The 18,916-nt window shown below is 65.6% G+C and carries 20 protein-coding genes; 12 read left to right on the top strand and 8 right to left on the bottom strand.

Annotation, left to right across the window (positions count from 1 at the left end):
* Nucleotides 1-31 precede the first annotated feature (31 nt).
* Nucleotides 32-607 (top strand): hypothetical protein, encoded by a 576-nt coding sequence (locus BSY239_RS17310; RefSeq protein WP_069047891.1) that lies wholly within the window; start codon nucleotides 32-34, stop codon nucleotides 605-607.
* A gap of 9 nt (nucleotides 608-616) precedes the next feature.
* Here BSY239_RS17310 and BSY239_RS17305 read toward each other — a convergent pair whose 3' ends face one another.
* From BSY239_RS17305 to BSY239_RS17290, 4 genes are read right to left on the bottom strand one after another with little or no spacing between them, the layout of a single operon-like run.
* Nucleotides 617-2,419: a M61 family metallopeptidase gene (locus BSY239_RS17305; protein WP_069047890.1), complete on the bottom strand. Its 1,803-nt coding sequence runs from the start codon at nucleotides 2,417-2,419 to the stop codon at nucleotides 617-619.
* A complete protein-coding gene (locus tag BSY239_RS17300) occupies nucleotides 2,419-2,877 on the bottom strand; it encodes a DUF3429 domain-containing protein (RefSeq protein WP_236944095.1) in 459 nt (152 codons plus the stop codon). The genes BSY239_RS17305 and BSY239_RS17300 overlap by 1 nt, the downstream gene beginning before the upstream one ends.
* An 11-nt stretch (nucleotides 2,878-2,888) precedes the next feature.
* On the bottom strand, nucleotides 2,889-3,590 hold the full coding sequence (locus BSY239_RS17295; RefSeq protein ID WP_069047889.1) for a DsbC family protein: 702 nt from the start codon (nucleotides 3,588-3,590) through the stop codon (nucleotides 2,889-2,891).
* Nucleotides 3,591-3,632: 42 nt separating this feature from the next.
* A complete protein-coding gene (locus BSY239_RS17290) occupies nucleotides 3,633-4,796 on the bottom strand; it encodes an FAD-dependent monooxygenase (RefSeq protein ID WP_069047888.1) in 1,164 nt (387 codons plus the stop codon).
* A gap of 99 nt (nucleotides 4,797-4,895) precedes the next feature.
* Here BSY239_RS17290 and BSY239_RS17285 point away from each other — a divergent pair, with 99 nt between their 5' ends.
* Genes BSY239_RS17285 through BSY239_RS17275 form a run of 3 tightly spaced genes read left to right on the top strand, consistent with a single transcriptional unit; the run spans nucleotide 4,896 to nucleotide 7,730 of the window.
* Nucleotides 4,896-5,798, top strand: coding sequence for an MOSC domain-containing protein (locus BSY239_RS17285; RefSeq protein WP_069047887.1), 903 nt, complete (start codon nucleotides 4,896-4,898; stop codon nucleotides 5,796-5,798).
* A 58-nt stretch (nucleotides 5,799-5,856) separates the two neighbouring features.
* Complete coding sequence (ychF, locus tag BSY239_RS17280) at nucleotides 5,857-6,948, top strand: redox-regulated ATPase YchF (protein ID WP_069047886.1); 1,092 nt, start codon at nucleotides 5,857-5,859, stop codon at nucleotides 6,946-6,948.
* An 8-nt stretch (nucleotides 6,949-6,956) separates the two neighbouring features.
* A complete protein-coding gene (locus tag BSY239_RS17275) occupies nucleotides 6,957-7,730 on the top strand; it encodes an RNA pseudouridine synthase (protein WP_069047885.1) in 774 nt (257 codons plus the stop codon).
* Here BSY239_RS17275 and BSY239_RS17270 read toward each other — a convergent pair.
* Both BSY239_RS17270 and BSY239_RS17265 read right to left on the bottom strand, forming a co-directional pair.
* Nucleotides 7,715-8,881, bottom strand: a complete 1,167-nt coding sequence (locus tag BSY239_RS17270) for an MFS transporter (protein ID WP_069047884.1) — start codon at nucleotides 8,879-8,881, stop codon at nucleotides 7,715-7,717. The genes BSY239_RS17275 and BSY239_RS17270 overlap by 16 nt on opposite strands.
* Nucleotides 8,878-9,360 carry a YqaA family protein gene (locus tag BSY239_RS17265; RefSeq protein ID WP_069047883.1) on the bottom strand — a complete coding sequence of 161 codons (483 nt, stop codon included), beginning with the start codon at nucleotides 9,358-9,360 and terminating at the stop codon, nucleotides 8,878-8,880. Before BSY239_RS17265 ends, BSY239_RS17270 begins: the two co-directional genes overlap by 4 nt.
* Before the next feature lie 188 nt (nucleotides 9,361-9,548).
* On the opposite strand from BSY239_RS17265, the gene dusB reads away from it, so the two are divergent.
* From dusB to purH, 3 genes are read left to right on the top strand one after another with little or no spacing between them, the layout of a single operon-like run.
* On the top strand, nucleotides 9,549-10,580 hold the full coding sequence (gene dusB / locus BSY239_RS17260; RefSeq protein WP_069047882.1) for a tRNA dihydrouridine synthase DusB: 1,032 nt from the start codon (nucleotides 9,549-9,551) through the stop codon (nucleotides 10,578-10,580).
* Entirely contained in the window at nucleotides 10,577-10,813 is a 237-nt protein-coding gene (locus tag BSY239_RS17255) for a helix-turn-helix domain-containing protein (RefSeq protein ID WP_069047881.1), read from the top strand. The genes dusB and BSY239_RS17255 overlap by 4 nt, the downstream gene beginning before the upstream one ends.
* Nucleotides 10,814-10,842: 29 nt before the next feature.
* A complete protein-coding gene (gene purH, locus BSY239_RS17250) occupies nucleotides 10,843-12,435 on the top strand; it encodes a bifunctional phosphoribosylaminoimidazolecarboxamide formyltransferase/IMP cyclohydrolase (protein WP_172823170.1) in 1,593 nt (530 codons plus the stop codon).
* Nucleotides 12,436-12,502: 67 nt separating this feature from the next.
* On the opposite strand, the gene hemL is transcribed toward purH, so the two are convergent.
* Together hemL and thiD are read right to left on the bottom strand one after the other, a co-directional pair.
* The gene (gene hemL / locus BSY239_RS17245; RefSeq protein WP_069047879.1) at nucleotides 12,503-13,810 is read right to left on the bottom strand and encodes a glutamate-1-semialdehyde 2,1-aminomutase; all 1,308 of its coding nucleotides are present in this window, start codon (nucleotides 13,808-13,810) and stop codon (nucleotides 12,503-12,505) included.
* A gap of 70 nt (nucleotides 13,811-13,880) precedes the next feature.
* Entirely contained in the window at nucleotides 13,881-14,822 is a 942-nt protein-coding gene (thiD, locus tag BSY239_RS17240) for a bifunctional hydroxymethylpyrimidine kinase/phosphomethylpyrimidine kinase (protein ID WP_069047878.1), read from the bottom strand.
* 154 nt (nucleotides 14,823-14,976) lie between these two features.
* On the opposite strand from thiD, the gene BSY239_RS17235 reads away from it, so the two are divergent.
* From BSY239_RS17235 to BSY239_RS17215, 5 genes are all read left to right on the top strand, one after another.
* Nucleotides 14,977-15,150: a rubredoxin gene (locus BSY239_RS17235; protein WP_069047877.1), complete on the top strand. Its 174-nt coding sequence runs from the start codon at nucleotides 14,977-14,979 to the stop codon at nucleotides 15,148-15,150.
* Between the two features lie 88 nt (nucleotides 15,151-15,238).
* Complete coding sequence (locus BSY239_RS17230; RefSeq protein ID WP_069047876.1) at nucleotides 15,239-15,634, top strand: response regulator; 396 nt, start codon at nucleotides 15,239-15,241, stop codon at nucleotides 15,632-15,634.
* Nucleotides 15,634-15,999 carry a response regulator gene (locus BSY239_RS17225; RefSeq protein WP_069049063.1) on the top strand — a complete coding sequence of 122 codons (366 nt, stop codon included), beginning with the start codon at nucleotides 15,634-15,636 and terminating at the stop codon, nucleotides 15,997-15,999. Before BSY239_RS17230 ends, BSY239_RS17225 begins: the two co-directional genes overlap by 1 nt.
* Before the next feature lie 28 nt (nucleotides 16,000-16,027).
* Nucleotides 16,028-16,579, top strand: coding sequence for a chemotaxis protein CheW (locus tag BSY239_RS17220; protein WP_069047875.1), 552 nt, complete (start codon nucleotides 16,028-16,030; stop codon nucleotides 16,577-16,579).
* A 65-nt stretch (nucleotides 16,580-16,644) separates the two neighbouring features.
* Complete coding sequence (locus BSY239_RS17215; protein ID WP_069047874.1) at nucleotides 16,645-18,897, top strand: methyl-accepting chemotaxis protein; 2,253 nt, start codon at nucleotides 16,645-16,647, stop codon at nucleotides 18,895-18,897.
* Nucleotides 18,898-18,916: the final 19 nt, after the last annotated feature.

Here is an 18,916-nt window from a genome sequence, read left to right as displayed (position 1 = left end):
TCCTACAGTACCCCCCACAGTTGGGAAAGACATGGACAAAAACACATTGTTTGGCAAGACCGCGGCAGGGCGTGAAGCCCTCACCTCCCGACCGGCCGGTCTCGGGCCGCGTTTGCGTTCGCTGCTGATCATGGTGGATGGCAAACGCAACCTGGCCGAGTTCGAAAAACTCGCGGGCTCGCTGGAGCAGGCCGCGAACTCGCTCAACGAGTTGATGGCCGGGGGATGGGTCGAGATCGTGGGAGCCGATGGTTTACCGAAAGCGGTGGCTGCGGTGGCTGCGGTGCCTGCCGTGGCGCCGGTGGAAGTGCCCGCAACGGCCCCCTTTCAGCCCGAGGTGTCGCAGCCCGTGCCGGTCAATCCACCAGCGGCAGCACCCGCCGCCATGCTGCCTTTCAGCGAAGCCCGCCGCCAGGTGGTGCGATTCATCAACGACCAGCTGGGCCCCATGGGCGAGACCCTGGCCATCCGCGCCGAAGGCTGCAAGACCCCGGCCGACCTCCAGGCCGCGTTGCCCCGCATTCGCGACGGGCTGAAAAGCTTCAAGGGCTCCGCGGTGCTGCAGCAGTTCGACGACGAGCTGGCCGACCGCCTGCCCAAGGTCTGAGCCTGTCGGTCACTCCGACAGCCAGGCGCCCAGGCGCGCCGCATCCGCCACACCCAGCTTCACGGCCTGGCTTTCGGTCGGCCAGTCCAGCGGGCACTTCAGCAGACGGTTGTCGCGCGACACCAGCGCCGTGATGCGCGTGCGCTGACCGCGCAGCATCTGCACATCGTCGAGCTTGTGGATGCGCCAGGCCTCGGCCGCACCTCCACGTCGCACCGGCGCCAGTTCCATGCCCAGCCACTCGTCGCCAGCGGCCATGCCGGCGGCTTCGGCCGCGCCGCCGCGCAGCACGGTCTTGATCTGCACGCTGCCGCCGGACTCCGCCACGCGCAGGCCCAGCTGCTGGGCCAGCGGCGCCTTGTCGTGCGTGAGCTTGGCGCCCTGGCCTTGCAGCAGATCGATCAGGGGCAGGTCGGCCGTGCTGTGCACCCAGGCAGCGATTTCACCGTCGAAGCTGCGCTTGCCCAGGCGCTTGAGCGCGCGCAGCAGATCGGCCTCGCGCATCGGGCCGCCCTTGCAGCGTGTCCAGAGTTCTCGCATCACCGCGTCCAGCGTGGTGTGGCCCTCGGCGCGCAGGGTCAGGTCCAGGCAAAGCGCCACGAGCGAGCCCTTGGTGTAGTAACTCACCGTCGCGTTCGGCGTGTTCTCGTGCATGCGGTAGTACTTCACCCACGCATCAAAACTGGCTTGCGCCACGCTCTGCACATGGCGCCCGGGGGTCTGCTGCACCTGGTTGATGGTCTTGGCCACCAGTTGCAGGTAGGCCGTGTCGTCGATGAGGCCGGCGCGGCGCAGCATCAGGTCGTCGTAGTAGCTGGTGAAACCCTCGAAGAACCACAGCAGCTCGGTGTAGTTCTCGGCGGTGTAGTCGTAGCGCTTGAACTCGGCCGGGCGCAGGCGCTTGACGTTCCAGGTGTGGAAGTATTCGTGGCTGATCAGGCCCAGCAGTGTGGTGTAGCCGTCGGTGGCCTTGAGCGCGGCGGGCTTGTCGCTGGCGGACGGGCGCAGCCGCGGCAGGTCGGCGCGCTGGCAGATGAGCGCGGTGGAGTTGCGGTGTTCGAGCCCGCCGTAGCCGTCACCGCTGGCGTGCAGCATGAACACGTAGTTCGAGAACGGCGGCGCTCCGTCGCCATGCCAGAACGCGATCTGTGTCTCGCAGATGCGGCGCGTGTCGTCGATGAGGCGCTCGCCATCGAGCCAGGCACCGGCGCCGCTGATGACGAATCGGTGTTCCACACCACCGGCGGTGAACTGGCCGTTCCAGAAACGACCCATCTCCACCGGGCAGTCGGCGAGTTCGTCGTAGTCGGCCGCGCGGTAGTGGCCAAAGCCTGCGGCGTCCACGCTGTGCGGGGCCAGGCCGGTCACGGCGTTCCAGCCCTGGGTGGCGGCGCTTGCCACGATCTCCAGCGCGTGGGGCTGGTCTTCCTGACCGGCCACCCGCAGGCACAGGCTGGTGGCGTTGAAAAAGCCGCGCGTGCTGTCCAGAAAGGCGGTGCGCACCGAAGCGTCGAACGCGTACACCTCGTATTGCAGCTCCAGCGCCTGGCCCGCCACCGCGTCGGCCTGCCACTGGTGCTTGTCGAGCTGCTGGATGGCGACGGGATGGCCGTCTTGCCAGGCTTGCAGGTTTTGCAGGTGCTGCGAAAACTCGCGCACCAGGTAGCTGCCCGGAATCCACACCGGCAGGCTCAACCGCTGGTTCTTCGCGGCTTGTTCGATCAGCAGCGTGACGGCAAACAGGTGTGCATTGGCGTCCAGCACCGACACAGTGAAGCGCACGCCGGTGGGGGCGGCAGGACGTTTGGGCATCAGAGGGCTCCAGCAGCGATGAAACAACTCAGCGCAGCGACGGCCGAGAGACGAAAACGCAGTTTGAGCCAGACACCCAGCCCGGCCTGTGTGTAGAGCCGGCGGTCAACCGCATAGCAGACGATCAACACCAGACCCAGCCACGCCAGACCGGCGTAGGGCGGCATCACCAGGCCGGGCCAGGCCAGCAGCGAGGGCAACACGCCCCAGATGAAGTGGGTCTTGCTGTCGGGTGCCTGGGCCATCTGGCTCCAGCCAATGCCCCAGTGGATGCCGCCCAGAAAGGACACGATGAGGGCCGCGTAGGCGGCCAGCGCCAGGGCCACCCAGGCCTGCAGGTCGGACGTGACCAGCCAGACCAGCAGCGCCAGACCCACCAGCGGGATCAGGCCCGCATAGCCCAGGTTGTGAATGAGCGGGTGCTCATGGGGCTCGCCGTGGGCATCGGGCATGGGCATGCGCAGCTGCATCAGTTGAGCATGGTCTCGATGCGATCGGCCGTGATGAAGCCCGGCACGCGGGTGTCGTTGGTGAAGATCATGGTGGGCGTGCCCTTGATGCCGTGTTTGCTGGCCAGGCGGCTGTTGCGCTCGATGGCTGCGGTGTCACACGTGGCGGCAGCAGGCGGCTGGCCGTTGACCATCCAGTCGCTGTAGGTTTTGGCCTTGTCCTTGGCGCACCAGATGCGGCGCGACTTCTCCGCCGAATCGGGCCCGAGCACGGGGATGAGGAACACGTGCACCGTCACGTTGTCGAGATCGGCGAACTCCTGGTGCAGCTTTTTGCAGTAGCCGCAGTTCGGGTCTTCGAACACCGCCATCTTGCGTTTGCCGTTGCCCCGCACGAGGGTGAAGGCGTCTTTCAACGGCAGGTCCTTGAAGGCGATCGCGGTGAGCTTCTCCAGGCGTTGTTCGGTCAGGTTCACACGGGCCCGGGTGTCGATCAGCGTGCCCTGGATCAGGTAGTTGCCTTCGGCGTCGGTGTAGAAGATGTCGCTGCCGTTGATGCGGACTTCAAAGACGCCGGGCATGGGCGTCTTGCTGACCTCGTCGATGCCCGGCAGCTTGGGCAGGCGCTCGGCGAGGTTCTTGCGAATGGCGGCTTCCTGCGCCAGCGCGCCCAGGGACAAGGCGGTCAGCGCCAGCAGCAACAGGGACTTGAGACATTTCATCGTGGGGGCGCTCGGTGGCGATCGGGGGGAGAAAGGGTGGGGTCAGGCCGACGGGCCCATGGCCTGGCGCGCGAGCCAGCGCTTGAGCGGGCCGCTGCGGTTGAAATTGCTCAGGCCCCAGTTGCGCAGCGCCTGCACGCGGCTGTCCTCGTGGGAGAACAGACCGAACAAACCGTCGGTGACCCAGCCCATGGCGCCCACCTCGGCGGCACGCGCGCGCTCGTAGCGGCGCAGCAGCTTGAGGTCACCGAGGTCGCGCCAGTACTCGCGCGCGTGCAACACGCGGGCGAGTTCGGCCACATCGGCCAGGCCCACATTGAGGCCCTGACCCGCCAGCGGGTGCATGGCGTGCGCAGCATCACCGGCCAGCGCCACGCCGCCGGTGGCGGTGCGGGTGATCCAGCGCTGTGCGCGAGAGAGTTCAAGAGGCCAGGCCTGGGCGGGGCTTTCCATGTGCAGGGTGCCCAGGGTGTTGGCGCTGCGCGCCTGCACCGCCTGGGCCAGGTTGGAGGGGTCGGATTGCAGCCAGGCGTCGGCCTGTGCTGCAGGAACAGACCACACCAGCGCCACGGAGTTCCCCTGAGCTCCACCCAGCGGCAGCAGGGCCATCACCTCGCCGTTGGCAAACCACTGGCGTGCCACGCCGCCATGGGGCACTTCGCAGCGAAGCCGTGCCGCCACCGCCTTGTGGTCGTAGGGCCGCACGTCAAACGCCAGGCCGAGCTGCTCGCGGGTCTGGCTGCGTTTGCCTTCGCAGACCACGGTGAGAGCCGCGGCCGGGGTCTCGGTCACACGTTCGATGCTGCCCTGGAAACCCACGGCATCGCTCAGGCGCTGCTCCAGTGCCGGCACGTCCACGATCCAGGTGAGCGCTTCGCTGCCCTGGTCGCTGGCGGAAAACTGGAGCTCGCCGCCGTCGTCGCCCCAGACCCGCATGGCGGTCACCGGAGTGATGGCGCCGGGCTGTGGGCCGCCGTCGTCGGTTTCGGGCCAGGCGCGCACCGAGCGCAACAGCTCGCGCGAAGCGCTGTTGAGCGCGTAGGCGCGCACGTCGGGGGTGGTGGTGCCGCGCGGGTGGCCGACCAGCGCCACACGCAGGCGGTCGCGGGCCAGCAGCAGGGCCAAGGTCTGGCCCACCACACCCGCGCCCTGCACGGCGACGTCAAAACGCCGGGAGGTACCGGTTCGCGGGGGTGTTGCATTCATGAAGGGATTTTAGGAGCAGGGCACAATCCGGCCCTTCCACGGGCCAAACCCCTGCGGGCCGCCCCGGCTTTCCCCTCCGACCTTGCTGCACCCACCGCCATGAACCCAGCCGCCACCCCTGTGTCTCTCGCCGCCGACGTGCAGGCCACGATCGAAGAACTCTGGGTCTACCCGGTCAAGTCCTGCGCCGGCATCCCGTTGCGCGAATCCGAGCTGACCGACACCGGCCTGCTCTACGACCGTGCCTGGATGGTGGTGGATGCCGAAGGCGAATTCGTCAGCCAGCGCGAGCTGCCGCGCATGGCGCTGATCCAGCCCTCGTTCAAGATGGGCCAGCTGATGCTGCGTGCACCCGGCATGTTGTCCTTGCACCTGGGACTGGACGTGGCCGAAGGCCCGCTCAAGGTGCGGGTGTGGGACGACGCGGTCGACGCGTACGACATGGGCGATGTGGCGGCGCAGTGGTTCAGCGACTTTCTCGGGCCGGACGCACCGGCGCATCTGAAGAAGTTGCGGCTGGCGCGTTTTGACCCGGAAGTGAAACGTCCCAGCGATCCCGCCTGGACCGGTGGACGCGAGGCCACGACCCAGTTCGCCGACGGCTTTGGCCTGCTGGTGACCAGCCACGCTTCGCTGGCCGACCTCAACGCGCGCCTGGTGGCCGCCGGCCATGAACCCGTGGACATGCGCCGCTTCCGGCCCAACATCGTGCTGGGCGGCGTGGAGGCCCACGACGAGGACCGCGTGGGAGCTCTGACCATCACCACCGGCGACAGCACGGCGCTGATCGAACCCGTGAAGCCCTGCGGCCGCTGCCCCATTCCCAACATCGACCCCAACACCGCCACTGCCAGCCCGGCGGTGGGCGACACGCTGCAAACCTACCGGCAAGACGCGCGCCTGAACGGCGCCATCACCTTCGGCATGAACGCCATCGTGATCGAGGGCGACGGGCAGGTGCTCAAGGTCGGCCAGAGCGTCAGCGCCGATTGGCGTTTCTGACAACAACAACCCCCGCCCGTAAAATCGCGGGTTCCCCCGACCGATCCGAAAGTTTTCCATGAGCCTCCAATGCGGCATCGTGGGCCTGCCCAACGTGGGCAAGTCCACCCTTTTCAACGCGCTGACCAAAGCCGGCATCGCGGCCGAGAACTACCCCTTCTGCACCATCGAGCCCAACACCGGTGTGGTCGAGGTGCCCGATCCTCGGCTGGCGAAGCTGGCCGCCATCGTTGAACCCGAGCGTGTGGTGCCGGCGATCGTGGAGTTTGTGGACATCGCCGGCCTGGTGGCCGGCGCGAGCACCGGCGAAGGCCTGGGCAACAAGTTCCTCGCGCACATCCGCGAGACCGACGCCATCGTCAACGTGGTGCGTTGCTTCGAAGACGATAACGTGATCCACGTGGCCAACAAGGTCGACCCGATCGCCGACATCGAAGTCATCCTCACCGAACTCTGCCTGGCCGATCTGGCCGCCGTGGAAAAGGCGCTGCACCGCGTGAGCAAGACCGCGCGTTCGGGGGACAAGGAGTCGATCAAACAGGTGGCCATTCTGGAGAAATGCCAGGCCGCGCTCAACAACACCCAGCCGGTGCGCACCATCGACTTCAGCAAGGAAGAGCAGGCGCAGCTCAAGCAGTTTTTCCTGATCACCGCCAAGCCCGCGATGTTCGTGGCCAACGTGGCCGAAGACGGATTCGAGAACAACCCCTTCCTGGACCGCCTGCGCGACTTTGCCGCGAAGCAGAACGCGCCCGTGGTCGCCATCTGCGCCAAGATCGAGGCCGAGCTCTCGGAGATGGACGATGCCGACCGGCTCGAATTCCTCAAGGAGCTGGGCCAGGACGAACCGGGTCTGAACCGGTTGATCCGCGCGGCCTACCAGCTGCTCGGTCTGCAGACCTACTTCACCGCCGGTGAAAAAGAGGTGCGCGCCTGGACCATCCACGTGGGCGACACCGGCCCGCAGGCCGCCGGCGTGATCCACACCGATTTCGAGAAGGGCTACATCCGCGCCCAGACCATCGCGTTTGACGACTACATCACCTTCAAGGGCGAGCAGGGCGCGAAAGACGCCGGCAAGATGCGCGCCGAAGGCAAGGAGTACGTCGTCAAGGACGGCGACGTGATGAACTTCCTGTTCAGCAGCTGAAGCCCCGCATGACGCACACTGGCCAGCCCGAACCGCAACGCCTGGCCAAACGCCTGGCGGCACAACTGCCGTGTTCGCGCAGCGACGCCGAGAACTACATCGCCGGCGGTTGGGTGCGGGTGGACGGTGTGGTGGTCGAAGAGCCGATGGAACGCGTGCACGACCACCAGACCGTGCTGCTCGACCCCAAGGCGAAACTTGAGCCGCTGGAGTCGATGACGCTGATCTGGCACAAGCCAGGCAACCGGGTGCTGCCCGACGAGCCGCTGCTGCCCGATGCGCTCGCCGCCAAGTGGTTCACCGGCAGCAACCGGTTCAAGGGCGACCGTTCCGGCGTGCGCCCGCTCAAGGCGCACCTGCACAAGCTGCTGCCGGTGTCGCCGCTGGGCACCAAGGCAAGTGGCCTGATGGTGTTCACACAAAACCCGAGCGTGGCGCGCAAGATGACCGACGACGCGGGCCAGCTGGAACACGAGTGGCTGGCCGAAGTGGCGGCCGATCCCGATCTGGAAGGCGAAGCCCGGCGCGACGCGGTGCTGAAGTCCCTGGGCAAGGCGCTGTTTTTCGACGGCTGGGCTGTGCCTTCGGCGCGGGCCAGCTGGCAAAGCGAGTTGCGCCTGCGCCTGGCGATCAAGGGCAACCGGCCCGGCCAGGTGGCGCACCTGTGCGAGCGCGCCGGCCTGCAACTCACCGCCTTGCGCCGCCTGCGGCTGGGCCGCATCTCGCTCGCCGGCTTGCCCGTGGGCGAGTGGCGCTACCTTTTGCCTTACGAACGTTTCTGAGCCCGCGCGGCCCACACGCTCAGGGCCATGGCGAACACCAGCACCACCAGGCCCACCTGGTTGAGGCTGAGCATGCGGCCCTGCGCAATCATCAGCCCGCCCAGCGCCGCGCCCATGGCCTGACCGCCGTACATGGCCGAGGTGTTGAGCGCCACGGTGGCGGGTGCCAGGGCTGGTGAGATGTGCACCAGCCGCGCCTGCTGCGCCGAGTTCACCGCAAAACAACCCAGCGCCCACGGCACCAGCACCAGCGCCTGTTGCCAGACACCCCCCTGACCCAGCGGCCACAGCAGCAGGCTCAGCACGATCAGGCCCAGCGAGATGAACACGGCGCGCGCCGAACCGATGCGGTCGATCCAGCGCGACATGCCCACGTTGCCCGCCAGACCAAAGGCGCCGAACCACAAAAACATCAGGGACAGTGCACCGCCGCCCAGGCCCAGCGTCTGAAAGAAGTAAGGCGCGAAGTACGAGAACAGCGTGAACTGCCCGAAGGCCGAGAGCAGCGTCACGCCCACGGCCAGCATCAGCGGCGCCGAGCCCACAGTGGCCCCCCAGGCCTGGCGCGACAGGGCGGCTGGTTTGATGCCATTGGGCATCTCGCGCCAGACCCAGGCCGCGCTGGCCACCGACATCAGCGCCACCAATCCGAATGCCCAGCGCCAGCCCAGCGTGCCGCCGATCCAGGCCGACAGCGGCATGCCCATGACCGAGGCCACGGACCAGCCGAGGAACACGAAGGTGATGGCGCGCCCGCGTTGGTGAGGCGGCACGAGCAGGCCCACGCAGGCCGCAGCCTGCGGTGTGAACACCGCCGGTGAAATGACCGCCAGCACCCGCAGCGGCAGCAGGCTGGCGTAGCTCGGCGCGAGCGCGCAGGCGGCGGTGAGCAGGCCGTACCAGAGCAGCGAGATCGTGAGCAGGCGGCGCCGGTCCCAGCCGGCCACCAGGCTGGCAAAAGCCGGCGCTCCCAGGCCCATGAGGATGGCCGCGGCGGTGATGAGCTGGCCCGCCTGAGGGATCGACACACCCAGCGACTGGCTGATGTCGTTGAGCGTGCCCGGCACCACCATCACGCCGGTGCCGATCACGAAGTTGCCGAGCATCAGGGCCCAGAGGGCGCGTGGCAGGGCCGAAGGGCTGGAGCTCATCCTGTGTAGATGCCGGGGAAGAACCAGAGCAGCGCTGCCGTCATGGTGAGGTAACGCGCGAACTTGCCGATGGCCATGTAGAACAGGCAGGGCCAGAACGGAAACTTCAACCAGCCGGCCACCGCGCACAACGGATCACCCACCACCGGCAGCCAGGCCATCAGGCAAGCCTTGGGCCCGAAACGTTCCAGCCACTTCAGTGCGCGCACATCGACATGGTGTCCGCGCGCTTTGTCCACCGCCTTGTGGGTGCCCAGACCCATGGCCCAGCTCACCGCGCCACCCAGCGTGTTGCCCGCCGTGGCCACCAGGATGGCGGGCCAGAAGAGTTCGGGGTTGAGTTTGATGAGGCCGAACACCGCGGGCTCCGAGCCCACAGGCAGCAACGTGGCCGAGACGAAGGCCACCACGAACACGGTGCTCAGCCCGAATTCGGGCAAGGCCAGGAGTTGCAGCAAGTGGGTGAACCAGGCGGGCATGGGCGGAAAAAAAACGCCGTCGGTCGGCGCTGCAAGGTGCGTTGTGGGTGGTGTTCAGTGAAATGCGAAAGCAGGAGTCCGGATATCGCCTGCTGAAAAAACAGGCAGGTAGAATCGCGCTCCTTCGCACCCCGCATTGGTTGGGCCTGCGAAGGCCCTCTCCAAACCATCCGCATTCTCCCACCGCCATGCACATCGGGGCCTTCACCCTGCCCAATGCCCTGTTTGTCGCACCCATGGCGGGGGTGACGGACCGGCCGTTCCGCAAGCTGTGCAAGCGTCTCGGCGCGGGTTACGCGGTCAGCGAAATGGTGACCTCGCGTCCCGATCTGCAAGACAGCTTGAAGACTTCACGCCGTGCCAACCACGAAGGTGAGGCCGCGCCCATTGCGGTGCAGATCGCCGGCACCGACGCGCAGATGATGGCCGACGCTGCGCGCTACAACATCGACCGCGGCGCGCAGATCATCGACATCAACATGGGTTGTCCGGCCAAGAAGGTCTGCAACAAATGGGCTGGCTCCGCGCTCATGCAGGACGAAACCCTCGCCATGGACATCGTGCAGGCCGTGGTGGCCGCTTGTGAACCCCATGGCGTGCCCGTGACGCTCAAGATGCGCACCGGCTGGTGCGCCAGTGTGCGCAACGCACCCACGCTCGCGCTCGCCGCCGAGTCCGCCGGCGTGCAGATGCTCACCGTGCATGGTCGCACGCGCGAGCAGGGTTACAAGGGCCAGGCCGAGCACGACACCGTGGCCCACATCAAGAGCCGCGTGCGCATTCCGGTGGTGGCCAACGGCGACATCAACAGCCCCGAAAAGGCGCGCGAAGTGCTGCGCCGCACGGGTGCCGACGCCATCATGATCGGCCGCGCCGCACAGGGTCGGCCCTGGATCTTTCGCGAGATTGCGCACTTCCTGGCCACCGGCGAGCACCTGCCCCCGCCCGACCTGGCCGACGTGCGCGTGTGGCTGCTGGACCACCTGCACGACCACTACGACCTCTACGGCGAATTCACCGGTGTGCGCAGCGCGCGCAAACACCTGGGCTGGTACGCACAATCCCTGCCGTTGCCGGCCGGTGCCGCCGCCGTGTTCCGCGCCCGTGTGAACACCACCAGCACGGTGGAAGAGCAACTGCGCTGCGTGAGCGAGAGCCTGGACGCCTGGTCCAGCGACACAACAACAACCCCGAGAGACGACTGGAAACTGGCCGCATGAACAAGAACAAACTGCACGACTGTGTGCGTGCCAGCATGGAAGATTTCTTCCACGATCTCAACGGCACCGACCCGGCCAACCTGCACGACATGCTGGTCAAGGCGGTGGAAAAACCCTTGCTCGAAGTGGTGATGGAGCAGGCGCAACACAACCAGTCGCGCGCCGCGCAGTGGTTGGGCCTGAACCGCAACACGCTGCGCAAGAAGCTGCTCGAACACAAGCTGATCGACTGAGACCGCCCCTTTCAAAAACCACCAAGACCCTGTTCATGCGCGCACTCATCTCCGTCTCCGACAAAACCGGCATCGTCGAACTCGCCCAGGCCCTGCACAGCCTTGGCGTGGCCCTCATCTCCACCGGCGGCACCGCCAAACTGCTGGCCGAGCAGGGCCTGCCCGTGACCGAGGTGGCCGAGGTCACCAGCTTCCCCGAGATGCTCGACGGCCGCGTGAAAACGCTGCACCCCAAGGTGCACGGCGGCTTGCTGGCCCGACGCGACCTGCCCGAGCACATGGCAGCGCTCAAGACCCACGGCATCGACACCATCGACCTGCTGATCGTCAACCTCTACCCGTTTGAAGCCACCGTGGCCAAGCCCGGCTGCACGCTCGATGACGCGATCGAGAACATCGACATCGGTGGCCCGGCCATGGTGCGCAGCGCGGCCAAGAACTGGAAGGACGTGGCGGTGCTGACCGACGCATCGCAGTACGCCGGCGTGATCGACGAACTCAAGGCCAGCGGCAGGGTCAGCGATGCCACGCGCTTCGCCCTGTCGGTCGCCGCGTTCAACCGCATCAGCAACTACGACGGCGCCATCAGCGACTACCTCTCCGGCATCGCGTTCGACGCCGCTGCCGCCGTGCCCACGCGCAGTGCGTACCCGGCTCAAGCCAACGGCCGCTTCGTGAAATTGCAGGACCTGCGCTACGGCGAGAACCCGCACCAGACCGCCGCCTTCTACCGCGACCTGCACCCCGCGCCCGGCTCGCTGGTGACCGCGAAGCAGCTGCAGGGCAAGGAGCTCAGCTACAACAACATTGCCGACGCCGACGCGGCCTGGGAATGTGTGAAGAGTTTTGATGTGCCGGCGTGTGTGATCGTCAAGCACGCCAACCCCTGCGGCGTGGCCGTGGGCAAAGACGCGCTTGAGGCCTACAACAAGGCCTTCCAGACCGACCCGACCAGCGCCTTCGGCGGCATCATCGCGCTCAACCGCGTGCTCGACGGCGCCGGTGCAGTGGCCATCAGCAAGCAGTTTGTTGAAGTGCTGATGGCGCCGGGCTACACGCCCGAAGCGCTGGAGGTGTTCAAGGCCAAGGCCAATGTGCGCGTGCTCGAGATTGCGCTGCCGCCCGGCGGCCCGACCGCCTGGGACCAGGGCCTGAACCTCACCGACATCAAGCGCGTCGGTTCGGGCCTGCTCATGCAGTCGGCCGACAACCACGTGCTCACCCGCGCCGACCTCAAGGTCGTGACCAAGCTGCAGCCCACCGAACAGCAGCTTGACGACCTCATGTTCGCCTGGACGGTGGCCAAGTTCGTCAAGTCCAACGCCATCGTGTTCTGCAAGGACGGCATGACCATGGGCGTGGGTGCGGGCCAGATGAGCCGCCTGGACTCGGCGCGCATCGCCAGCATCAAGGCCGGCCACGCCAAGCTCTCGCTGCAGGGCACGGCGGTGGCGAGCGACGCCTTCTTCCCGTTCCGCGACGGCCTGGATGTGGTGGTGGACGCCGGCGCGACTTGCGTGATCCAGCCCGGGGGTTCGATGCGCGATCAGGAAGTGATCGACGCAGCGGACGAGCGTGGCGTGGTGATGGTCACCACCGGCGTCCGCCACTTCCGGCACTGAATGTGACTGCCCAACGAAAAAGGCCGCTGTGCAAACAGCGGCCTTTTTCGTTGGGCGTGTTGGCGCGTCAGCGTGGCAGCCCTTTGAACACCTCACGCGCAGCCGCCACGGTGTCTGCTATGTCCTGTGCGGTGTGCGCCGCGCTCACGAAGCCGGCTTCGTACAGGGCGGGTGCGATGTACACGCCGCGGTCCAGCAGGCCGTGGAAGAGCTGGTTGAAGGTGGGGCCGTCGGTGGTCATGACCTTGGCGTAGTTCTGCGGCAGCTCGTCGAACAGGAAGAAGCCGAACATGCCGCCCTGGCTGTCGCCGCACATCGTCACACCTTCGGCGTGTGCGGCGGCGGTCAGGCCGTCGACCAGAGAACGTGTGGAGGCCGAGAGGTTCTCGTAGAAGCCGGGCTTCTGGATTTCGCGCAGCGTGGCCAGGCCGCAGGCCGTGGCCACCGGGTTGCCCGACAGCGTGCCCGCCTGGTACACGCCGCCCAGCGGGGCGAGTTGTTCCATCACAGCACGCTTGGCGCCAAAGGCCGCGAGCGGCATGCCGCCTCCGATGACCTTGCCCATCACCGTCATGTCGGGCTCAAAGCCGGGAATGAGCTTGGCGTAGACACTTTGGGCGCCGCCCAGCGCCACACGGAAACCGGTCATCACCTCGTCGAAGGCCAGCAGCGCGCCATGTTGGGTGCACAGTTCGCGGCAACGCTTCATGAAGGGCACGCTGGCGCGCACGAAGTTCATGTTGCCTGCGATGGGCTCGATCATCAGGCAGGCCACTTCAGGACCGTGTTCAACGAAGGCCGCTTCGAGCTGCTCGACGTTGTTGTACTCGAGCACGATGGTGTGCTGCACCACCTCGGGCGGCACGCCGGCGCTGGTGGGGTTGCCGAAGGTGGCCAGGCCCGAGCCGGCCTTCACCAGCAGCGCATCGGCATGGCCGTGGTAGCAGCCTTCGAACTTGATGATCTTCTTGCGCCCGGTCGCGCCGCGCGCCAGCCGGATGGCGCTCATGCCAGCCTCGGTGCCCGAGCTGACCAGCCGCACCATGTCGATGCTGGGCACGAGCTTGATGATCTCTTCGGCCAGCTCCACCTCGCGCTCGGTCGGGGCACCGTACGAGAAGCCTTCGAGCACCGCTTTTTGCACCGCTTCCACCACGGCGGGGTGGCCGTGGCCCAGGATCATCGGGCCCCACGAACCGATGTAGTCGATGTAGCGCTGGCCGTTCGCGTCCCAGAAGTAGGCGCCCTGTGCGCGTTGCACGAAACGGGGCGTGCCACCCACCGCGCGGAACGCGCGCACCGGTGAGTTCACGCCGCCGGGAATCAACACCTTGGCGCGGTCAAACAGTTGCTGGTTGCGATCGACAGTGGTCATGGGACAAGGCTGTGTTGGTGGGAGAACTTGCGCAAGCTTGCGCTGCGCGCGGGGAAATCCATGCCGGGAGTCAGTGGCGGGTGGTGTCGAGCGGAAAGTCGTCCGCGTCGAGCGTGCTGTCGGAAGCCGCATCGGCCGCGCCGTCTTCACCCTCTTCATCGTCTTCGTGCGCCCAGAACAGCCGGTCGGGCACGGCGTGGCCCATGCCGGGTTGAAAGCCCGCGTCGAGACATTGGTCGAGATAGGTGAGCGCTTCGGCGCAGGCCGCCTGAAGATCGCTGCCACCCGCAATCAACGCGCAAAGCGCCGCCGACAGCGTGTCGCCCGCGCCGGTGAAGGTGGCCTCGAAGCGTTCGTAGCGTGCCGTGGCCAGCACCGCTTCAGGCGACGCAAGGTGGCTTTCAAGGTATTGATCGGCTGCATTGAAACCTGTGACGAGCGTGTACGGCACACCGTGCACGGCGGCCGCGCGGGCCACGTCGCGCGGGCTCGGCGGGCGATCACCTTCCCACTCGGGCAGCAGCCAGCGGCACAGCGTGCTGTGGTTGCCCACGAGCACGGTGGTCTGCGGCAGCAGCAGTTCGGCACTCGCATCGAGGTAGGTCTCGATCGCGAGTTCGTCCCACCACGACAGGTCGGGCATGTAGGCAATGACGGGCACATCCGAGTAGTCGGCGGTGATCTCGGCCACCACGCTGAGGTTCTCGGGGTTGCCCACAAAGCCCACCTTGAAGGCCTGCACCGGCATGTCTTCCAGCGCGCAGCGCGCCTGGTCGGCCACGGCCTCTTCGTCAAAGGCGAAATGGTCGTGGATGTCGGACGTGTCGCGCACGTAGGCGCCGGTGACCACCGCGAGCACATGCACGGACGCACTGGACATGGCGGTGATGTCGGCGCTCAGGCCGCCGGCGCCGCTGGGGTCGTTGGCGTTGAAGACCATCACGCACGGCAAAGCAGCCTCGCCCGGTTGTGCGAGCGCGGCGGGTGTTGTTTTTTCGGGTGTATCGGGCATGGGTTGAGAGAGGGACCGGATTCGTGTGGAAGATGCCCGCAGAATCATCCTGACGCTTCAAACAAGGCATTGGACAGAGGCCAGAATCGGCTTCCAGCGGGCTGTACCTCGCTCGATACAATGCTTGCATTCTATGACAAGGCCCCCTATAACCATGACCGAAACCAAGACTTGGATGTGCCTGATTTGTGGCTGGATTTACGACGAAGCGCAAGGTGCTCCCGAGCACGGCGTGCCAGCCGGAACCCCTTGGGCGCAGGTGCCAATGAACTGGACCTGCCCCGAATGCGGCGCCCGCAAAGAGGATTTCGAGATGGTGCAAATCTGAGATCCGGTTCGCGCTGAGGCCGGTCGCGGCTCTGGCCTTCAAGTCACTTGCGTCCCACTTTCCGACCCATCCCTGGAGCCTGTGAACCGTGAGCACAACACCCCCCTTGAAAGTCCTTGTCGTTGACGACAGCAACACCATCCGGCGCAGTGCCGAGATCTTCCTCAAGCAGGGTGGGCATGAAGTCCTGTTGGCCGACGACGGATTCGACGCACTGGCCAAGATCAACGACTACCAGCCGGACCTCGTTTTCTGCGACATCCTGATGCCGCGCCTCGACGGCTACCAGACCTGCGCCATCATCAAGCGCAACGTCCGGTTCGCCAACATCCCTGTGGTCATGCTTTCATCCAAAGACGGCGTCTTCGACAAAGCCCGCGGACGCATGGTCGGATCTCAGGACTACCTCACCAAACCTTTCACCAAAGACCAACTGCTGCATGCCGTGCAGCAGTTCGGCGCCAACCTAGCCGGAGCTGCATGATGGCCATCCAGAAAATCCTCGTTGTCGATGATTCAAAAACCGAACTCATGGTGCTGTCCGATCTGCTGAGTAAAAACGGCTACAGCGTGCGGACCGCCGAGAACGCGGACGAGGCCTTCCGTCGCCTGGGCGAGGAAAAGCCCGACCTGATCCTGATGGACGTTGTGATGCCCGGTCAAAATGGATTTCAGTTGACGCGTGCCATCACCCGCGATCCGCAGTTCTCAAACATTCCGATCGTGATGTGCACCAGCAAGAATCTGGAGACGGATCGGGTTTGGGGAATGCGCCAAGGTGCACGCGACTATGTGACCAAGCCAGTGAATGGCGAAGAGTTGCTGTCCAAAATCCGGGCATTGGCCTGAACCTAGCTTGAACTGAATTCCACCCAGCATGGCCAAACGACAATCACTGAGGGATCTGCAGGAACGTTTGGCCCAGCGACTGAGTGTCGCCAAAACTGAAGCCGTGACAGCGGCGTGGCTGGCGGTGGAGTCCCACGGCAACCGGTACCTCTTGCCACTGGTGCAGTCGGGTGAAATCTTTCCCTGGTCTTCGGTGCAACGCGTGCCTTACACCAAGCCCTGGTTTGTGGGTGTGGCCAGCCTGCGGGGCGGCCTTCACGGTGTGATCGACCTGGCGGCATTGGTGGATTCCGCCGCCACCTCATCTTCTGGCGTTCTGGACGGTGTCCAGGGCGACCGCATCACTTCGGAATCGCGTCTGGTCAGCCTGCACACTGCACTGGGTGTGAACGCCGTGATCTGGATTGATCGCCTTCTGGGCCTGCGCAGTGCCGCCATGTTCAGCGGCTTCGGCGCCAAACCGGATGGTGCGCCGGCCTATTTCAATCGATCGTTGGTGGATGCCCAGGGCGCGGTCTGGCAAGAGCTTGATTTGCAGGTGCTGGTGGGTGAGCCCGAGTTCCTCGCCATTGCTGCCTGACGATCCCCGCGTTCGACCGACACGGTCTTTCTTTTCTCCTTAGTTTTCTGTTGGAAGGTGTTTACATGGCCACGCTTGATCGATTCCAGGGACTGTTCAAGAAAAAAGCCGATGATGAACGCGACTTGCCCACCGTGTCCGACGAGGAGGCCGCCGAGTTGGCCGCTGCGCGGCTCGCGCCCGACCCACAGGTGGACGATTTCTCGGGCAACCTGCTCCTGTCCGAAGACGAGGAGGGAGTCGAACAAGCGGGCCTGATCTCGGTTCCCCTGCTGGGGCGCCGGCCTGCAGAACAACACCAGCGAACCCTGGCGGTCCTGTTGGCGTTCGGCCTTGTGGTGTTGGGTGCCGTGACCTTCTTCGTGTTGAGCCAGACCGAAAAGGTCAGTCAGCAGCTGGCCGCCAGCGGTCAGGCCCTCATGCAATCACAGCGTCTGGCGAAAAGTGTTTCGCAGGCCTTGATCGGCAGCCCGGCAGCGTTTCCTGAAGTGCGTGACAGTTCGGACGTGTTGTCCCGAAGCCTGCGTGGCCTCAAGCAGGGCGACACCAGCATGTCCATCGATGCCTTGGGTCCCGAGTACACGACCCAGCTGGATGCACTGCTGCCGCGCATCGACGCTGCTGAAAACAACGCATCCGCCGTGTTGGCGCAGGAAGCCATCCTGACCCAGGTGGGCAACGCTTTGCGCACCATCAACCGCCAGTCGTCGGACCTGCTGGAGATCGCGGAAACCATTTCGTCCTTGAAGCTGCAGCAGAACGCGCCGGCCGCCGAGATTTCGGCTTCGGGTCAGCTCGTGATGCTGACCCAGCGCATCGGCAAGTCGGCCAACGAGTTCCTGACACTCGAAGGCGTGAGCCCCGAAGCCGTGTTCCTGCTAGGCAAGGACTTGAACACGTTCAAGGAAATTTCAGAAGGTTTGTTGGGCGGCAGTGAAGAACTGCGTCTGGCTGCAGCTCGTGACGAGCAGGTGCGCGAACGTCTGAATGCCCTGCTCAAGCTTTACGAGCAAACCCGTGTTGAAGCCGGCGCGATTCTGGGCAACCTGCAAGGTCTGGTGTCGGCCCGTGAAGCCCAGGCCAGCATCATTGCGGACAGCGAGCCGCTTCGCCTGGGTCTGCAAGAACTTCAATCGGCCCTGACCTCGCGTTCGGGCCTGAGCGGTGGCGAATTCGGCGCGCTGTTGTTTTCCGCGCTGTTCGCGCTGCTGTGCGCCGGCGGTCTGGCGTATGTGCAACTGCAGGAAAGCCGCCAACGTCAACTCACCGCCGAGTCGCAGCGTGTGGCTGCCGAGTCCCTGGAGCAAGACGCCAAGCGCGTGAACGACGCGAACCAGGCGGCCATTTTGCGGTTGATGAACGAACTGCAGACGGTTGCTGAAGGTGACCTGACGCAAGAAGCCACGGTGACCGAAGACATCACGGGCGCCATTGCCGACTCGGTGAACTACACGGTGGAAGAGCTGCGATCTCTGGTGGGCAACGTGCAGGCCACGGCCACCCGCGTGGCGCAAACGACGTCGGCGGTGGAAAGCACCTCCACCGAGCTGCTCGCTGCCTCGACCGAGCAGCTGCGCGAGATTCGCGAGACCGGTCAGTCCGTGCTGGACATGGCGCAACGAATCAACCAGGTGTCCGGTCAGGCGCAAGAGTCCGCCACAGTGGCCCGCGCTTCGCTGCAAGCCGCCGAATCGGGTCTGCAGGCCGTGCAGGACGCCATCGGCGGTATGAACTCGATTCGCGACCAGATCCAGGAAACCTCCAAGCGGATCAAGCGGCTGGGTGAGTCGTCGCAAGAGATTGGCGAGATCACCGAGCTGATTTCCGACATTACCGAACAGACCAACGTGCTGGCGTTGAACGCAGCCATTCAGGCGGCCTCGGCAGGTGAGGCGGGTCGCGGCTTCTCGGTGGTTGCCGAAGAGGTGCAGCGACTGGCCGAACGTTCAGCCGATGCCACGCGCCAGATCTCGGCGCTGGTGAAGGCGATTCAGACCGACACGCAAGATGCCGTGGCCGCCATGGAGCGATCCACGCAGGGTGTGGTCGAAGGGGCCAAGCTGTCCGACAACGCCGGTACCGCGCTGTCCGAGATCGATCGCGTGTCGCGCCGACTGGCCGAGCTGATCGAACAGATTTCCAACGCTGCGTCCCGCGAAGCCGATTCGGCCAACGAGGTGGCGGGCAACATCCAGCACATCTTTGCCGTGACCGAGCAGACCGGTGAGGGCACCCGCTCCACGGCGCAGCAGGTGCGCGAACTCTCGGCCATGGCCGAAGAACTTCGCCAGTCGGTGTCGCGATTCAAGATCGCTTGATCGCCCCAGTCGGACCTTT

The sequence above is a fragment of the Hydrogenophaga sp. RAC07 genome (assembly GCF_001713375.1).
Lineage (GTDB): Bacteria > Pseudomonadota > Gammaproteobacteria > Burkholderiales > Burkholderiaceae_C > Hydrogenophaga.
Note: the sequence above shows the minus strand (reverse complement) of the source record. Positions and strands in the feature narration are given on the sequence as shown.

Bases quoted from the DNA above. Each gene is read 5' to 3' on its own strand.
- BSY239_RS17275 (WP_069047885.1), top strand. From the start codon at position 6,957: ATGACGCACACTGGCCAGCCCGAACCGCAACGCCTGGCCAAACGCCTG.
- BSY239_RS17255 (WP_069047881.1), top strand. From the start codon at position 10,577: ATGAACAAGAACAAACTGCACGACTGTGTGCGTGCCAGCATGGAAGAT.
- BSY239_RS17295 (WP_069047889.1), bottom strand. From the start codon at position 3,590: ATGAAATGTCTCAAGTCCCTGTTGCTGCTGGCGCTGACCGCCTTGTCC.
- BSY239_RS17285 (WP_069047887.1), top strand. From the start codon at position 4,896: ATGAACCCAGCCGCCACCCCTGTGTCTCTCGCCGCCGACGTGCAGGCC.
- BSY239_RS17300 (WP_236944095.1), bottom strand. From the start codon at position 2,877: ATGCCCATGCCCGATGCCCACGGCGAGCCCCATGAGCACCCGCTCATT.
- hemL (WP_069047879.1), bottom strand. From the start codon at position 13,810: ATGACCACTGTCGATCGCAACCAGCAACTGTTTGACCGCGCCAAGGTG.
- dusB (WP_069047882.1), top strand. From the start codon at position 9,549: ATGCACATCGGGGCCTTCACCCTGCCCAATGCCCTGTTTGTCGCACCC.
- BSY239_RS17310 (WP_069047891.1), top strand. From the start codon at position 32: ATGGACAAAAACACATTGTTTGGCAAGACCGCGGCAGGGCGTGAAGCC.
- BSY239_RS17225 (WP_069049063.1), top strand. From the start codon at position 15,634: ATGGCCATCCAGAAAATCCTCGTTGTCGATGATTCAAAAACCGAACTC.
- thiD (WP_069047878.1), bottom strand. From the start codon at position 14,822: ATGCCCGATACACCCGAAAAAACAACACCCGCCGCGCTCGCACAACCG.
- BSY239_RS17220 (WP_069047875.1), top strand. From the start codon at position 16,028: ATGGCCAAACGACAATCACTGAGGGATCTGCAGGAACGTTTGGCCCAG.
- BSY239_RS17270 (WP_069047884.1), bottom strand. From the start codon at position 8,881: ATGAGCTCCAGCCCTTCGGCCCTGCCACGCGCCCTCTGGGCCCTGATG.
- BSY239_RS17265 (WP_069047883.1), bottom strand. From the start codon at position 9,360: ATGCCCGCCTGGTTCACCCACTTGCTGCAACTCCTGGCCTTGCCCGAA.
- BSY239_RS17305 (WP_069047890.1), bottom strand. From the start codon at position 2,419: ATGCCCAAACGTCCTGCCGCCCCCACCGGCGTGCGCTTCACTGTGTCG.
- BSY239_RS17235 (WP_069047877.1), top strand. From the start codon at position 14,977: ATGACCGAAACCAAGACTTGGATGTGCCTGATTTGTGGCTGGATTTAC.
- BSY239_RS17215 (WP_069047874.1), top strand. From the start codon at position 16,645: ATGGCCACGCTTGATCGATTCCAGGGACTGTTCAAGAAAAAAGCCGAT.
- BSY239_RS17290 (WP_069047888.1), bottom strand. From the start codon at position 4,796: ATGAATGCAACACCCCCGCGAACCGGTACCTCCCGGCGTTTTGACGTC.
- ychF (WP_069047886.1), top strand. From the start codon at position 5,857: ATGAGCCTCCAATGCGGCATCGTGGGCCTGCCCAACGTGGGCAAGTCC.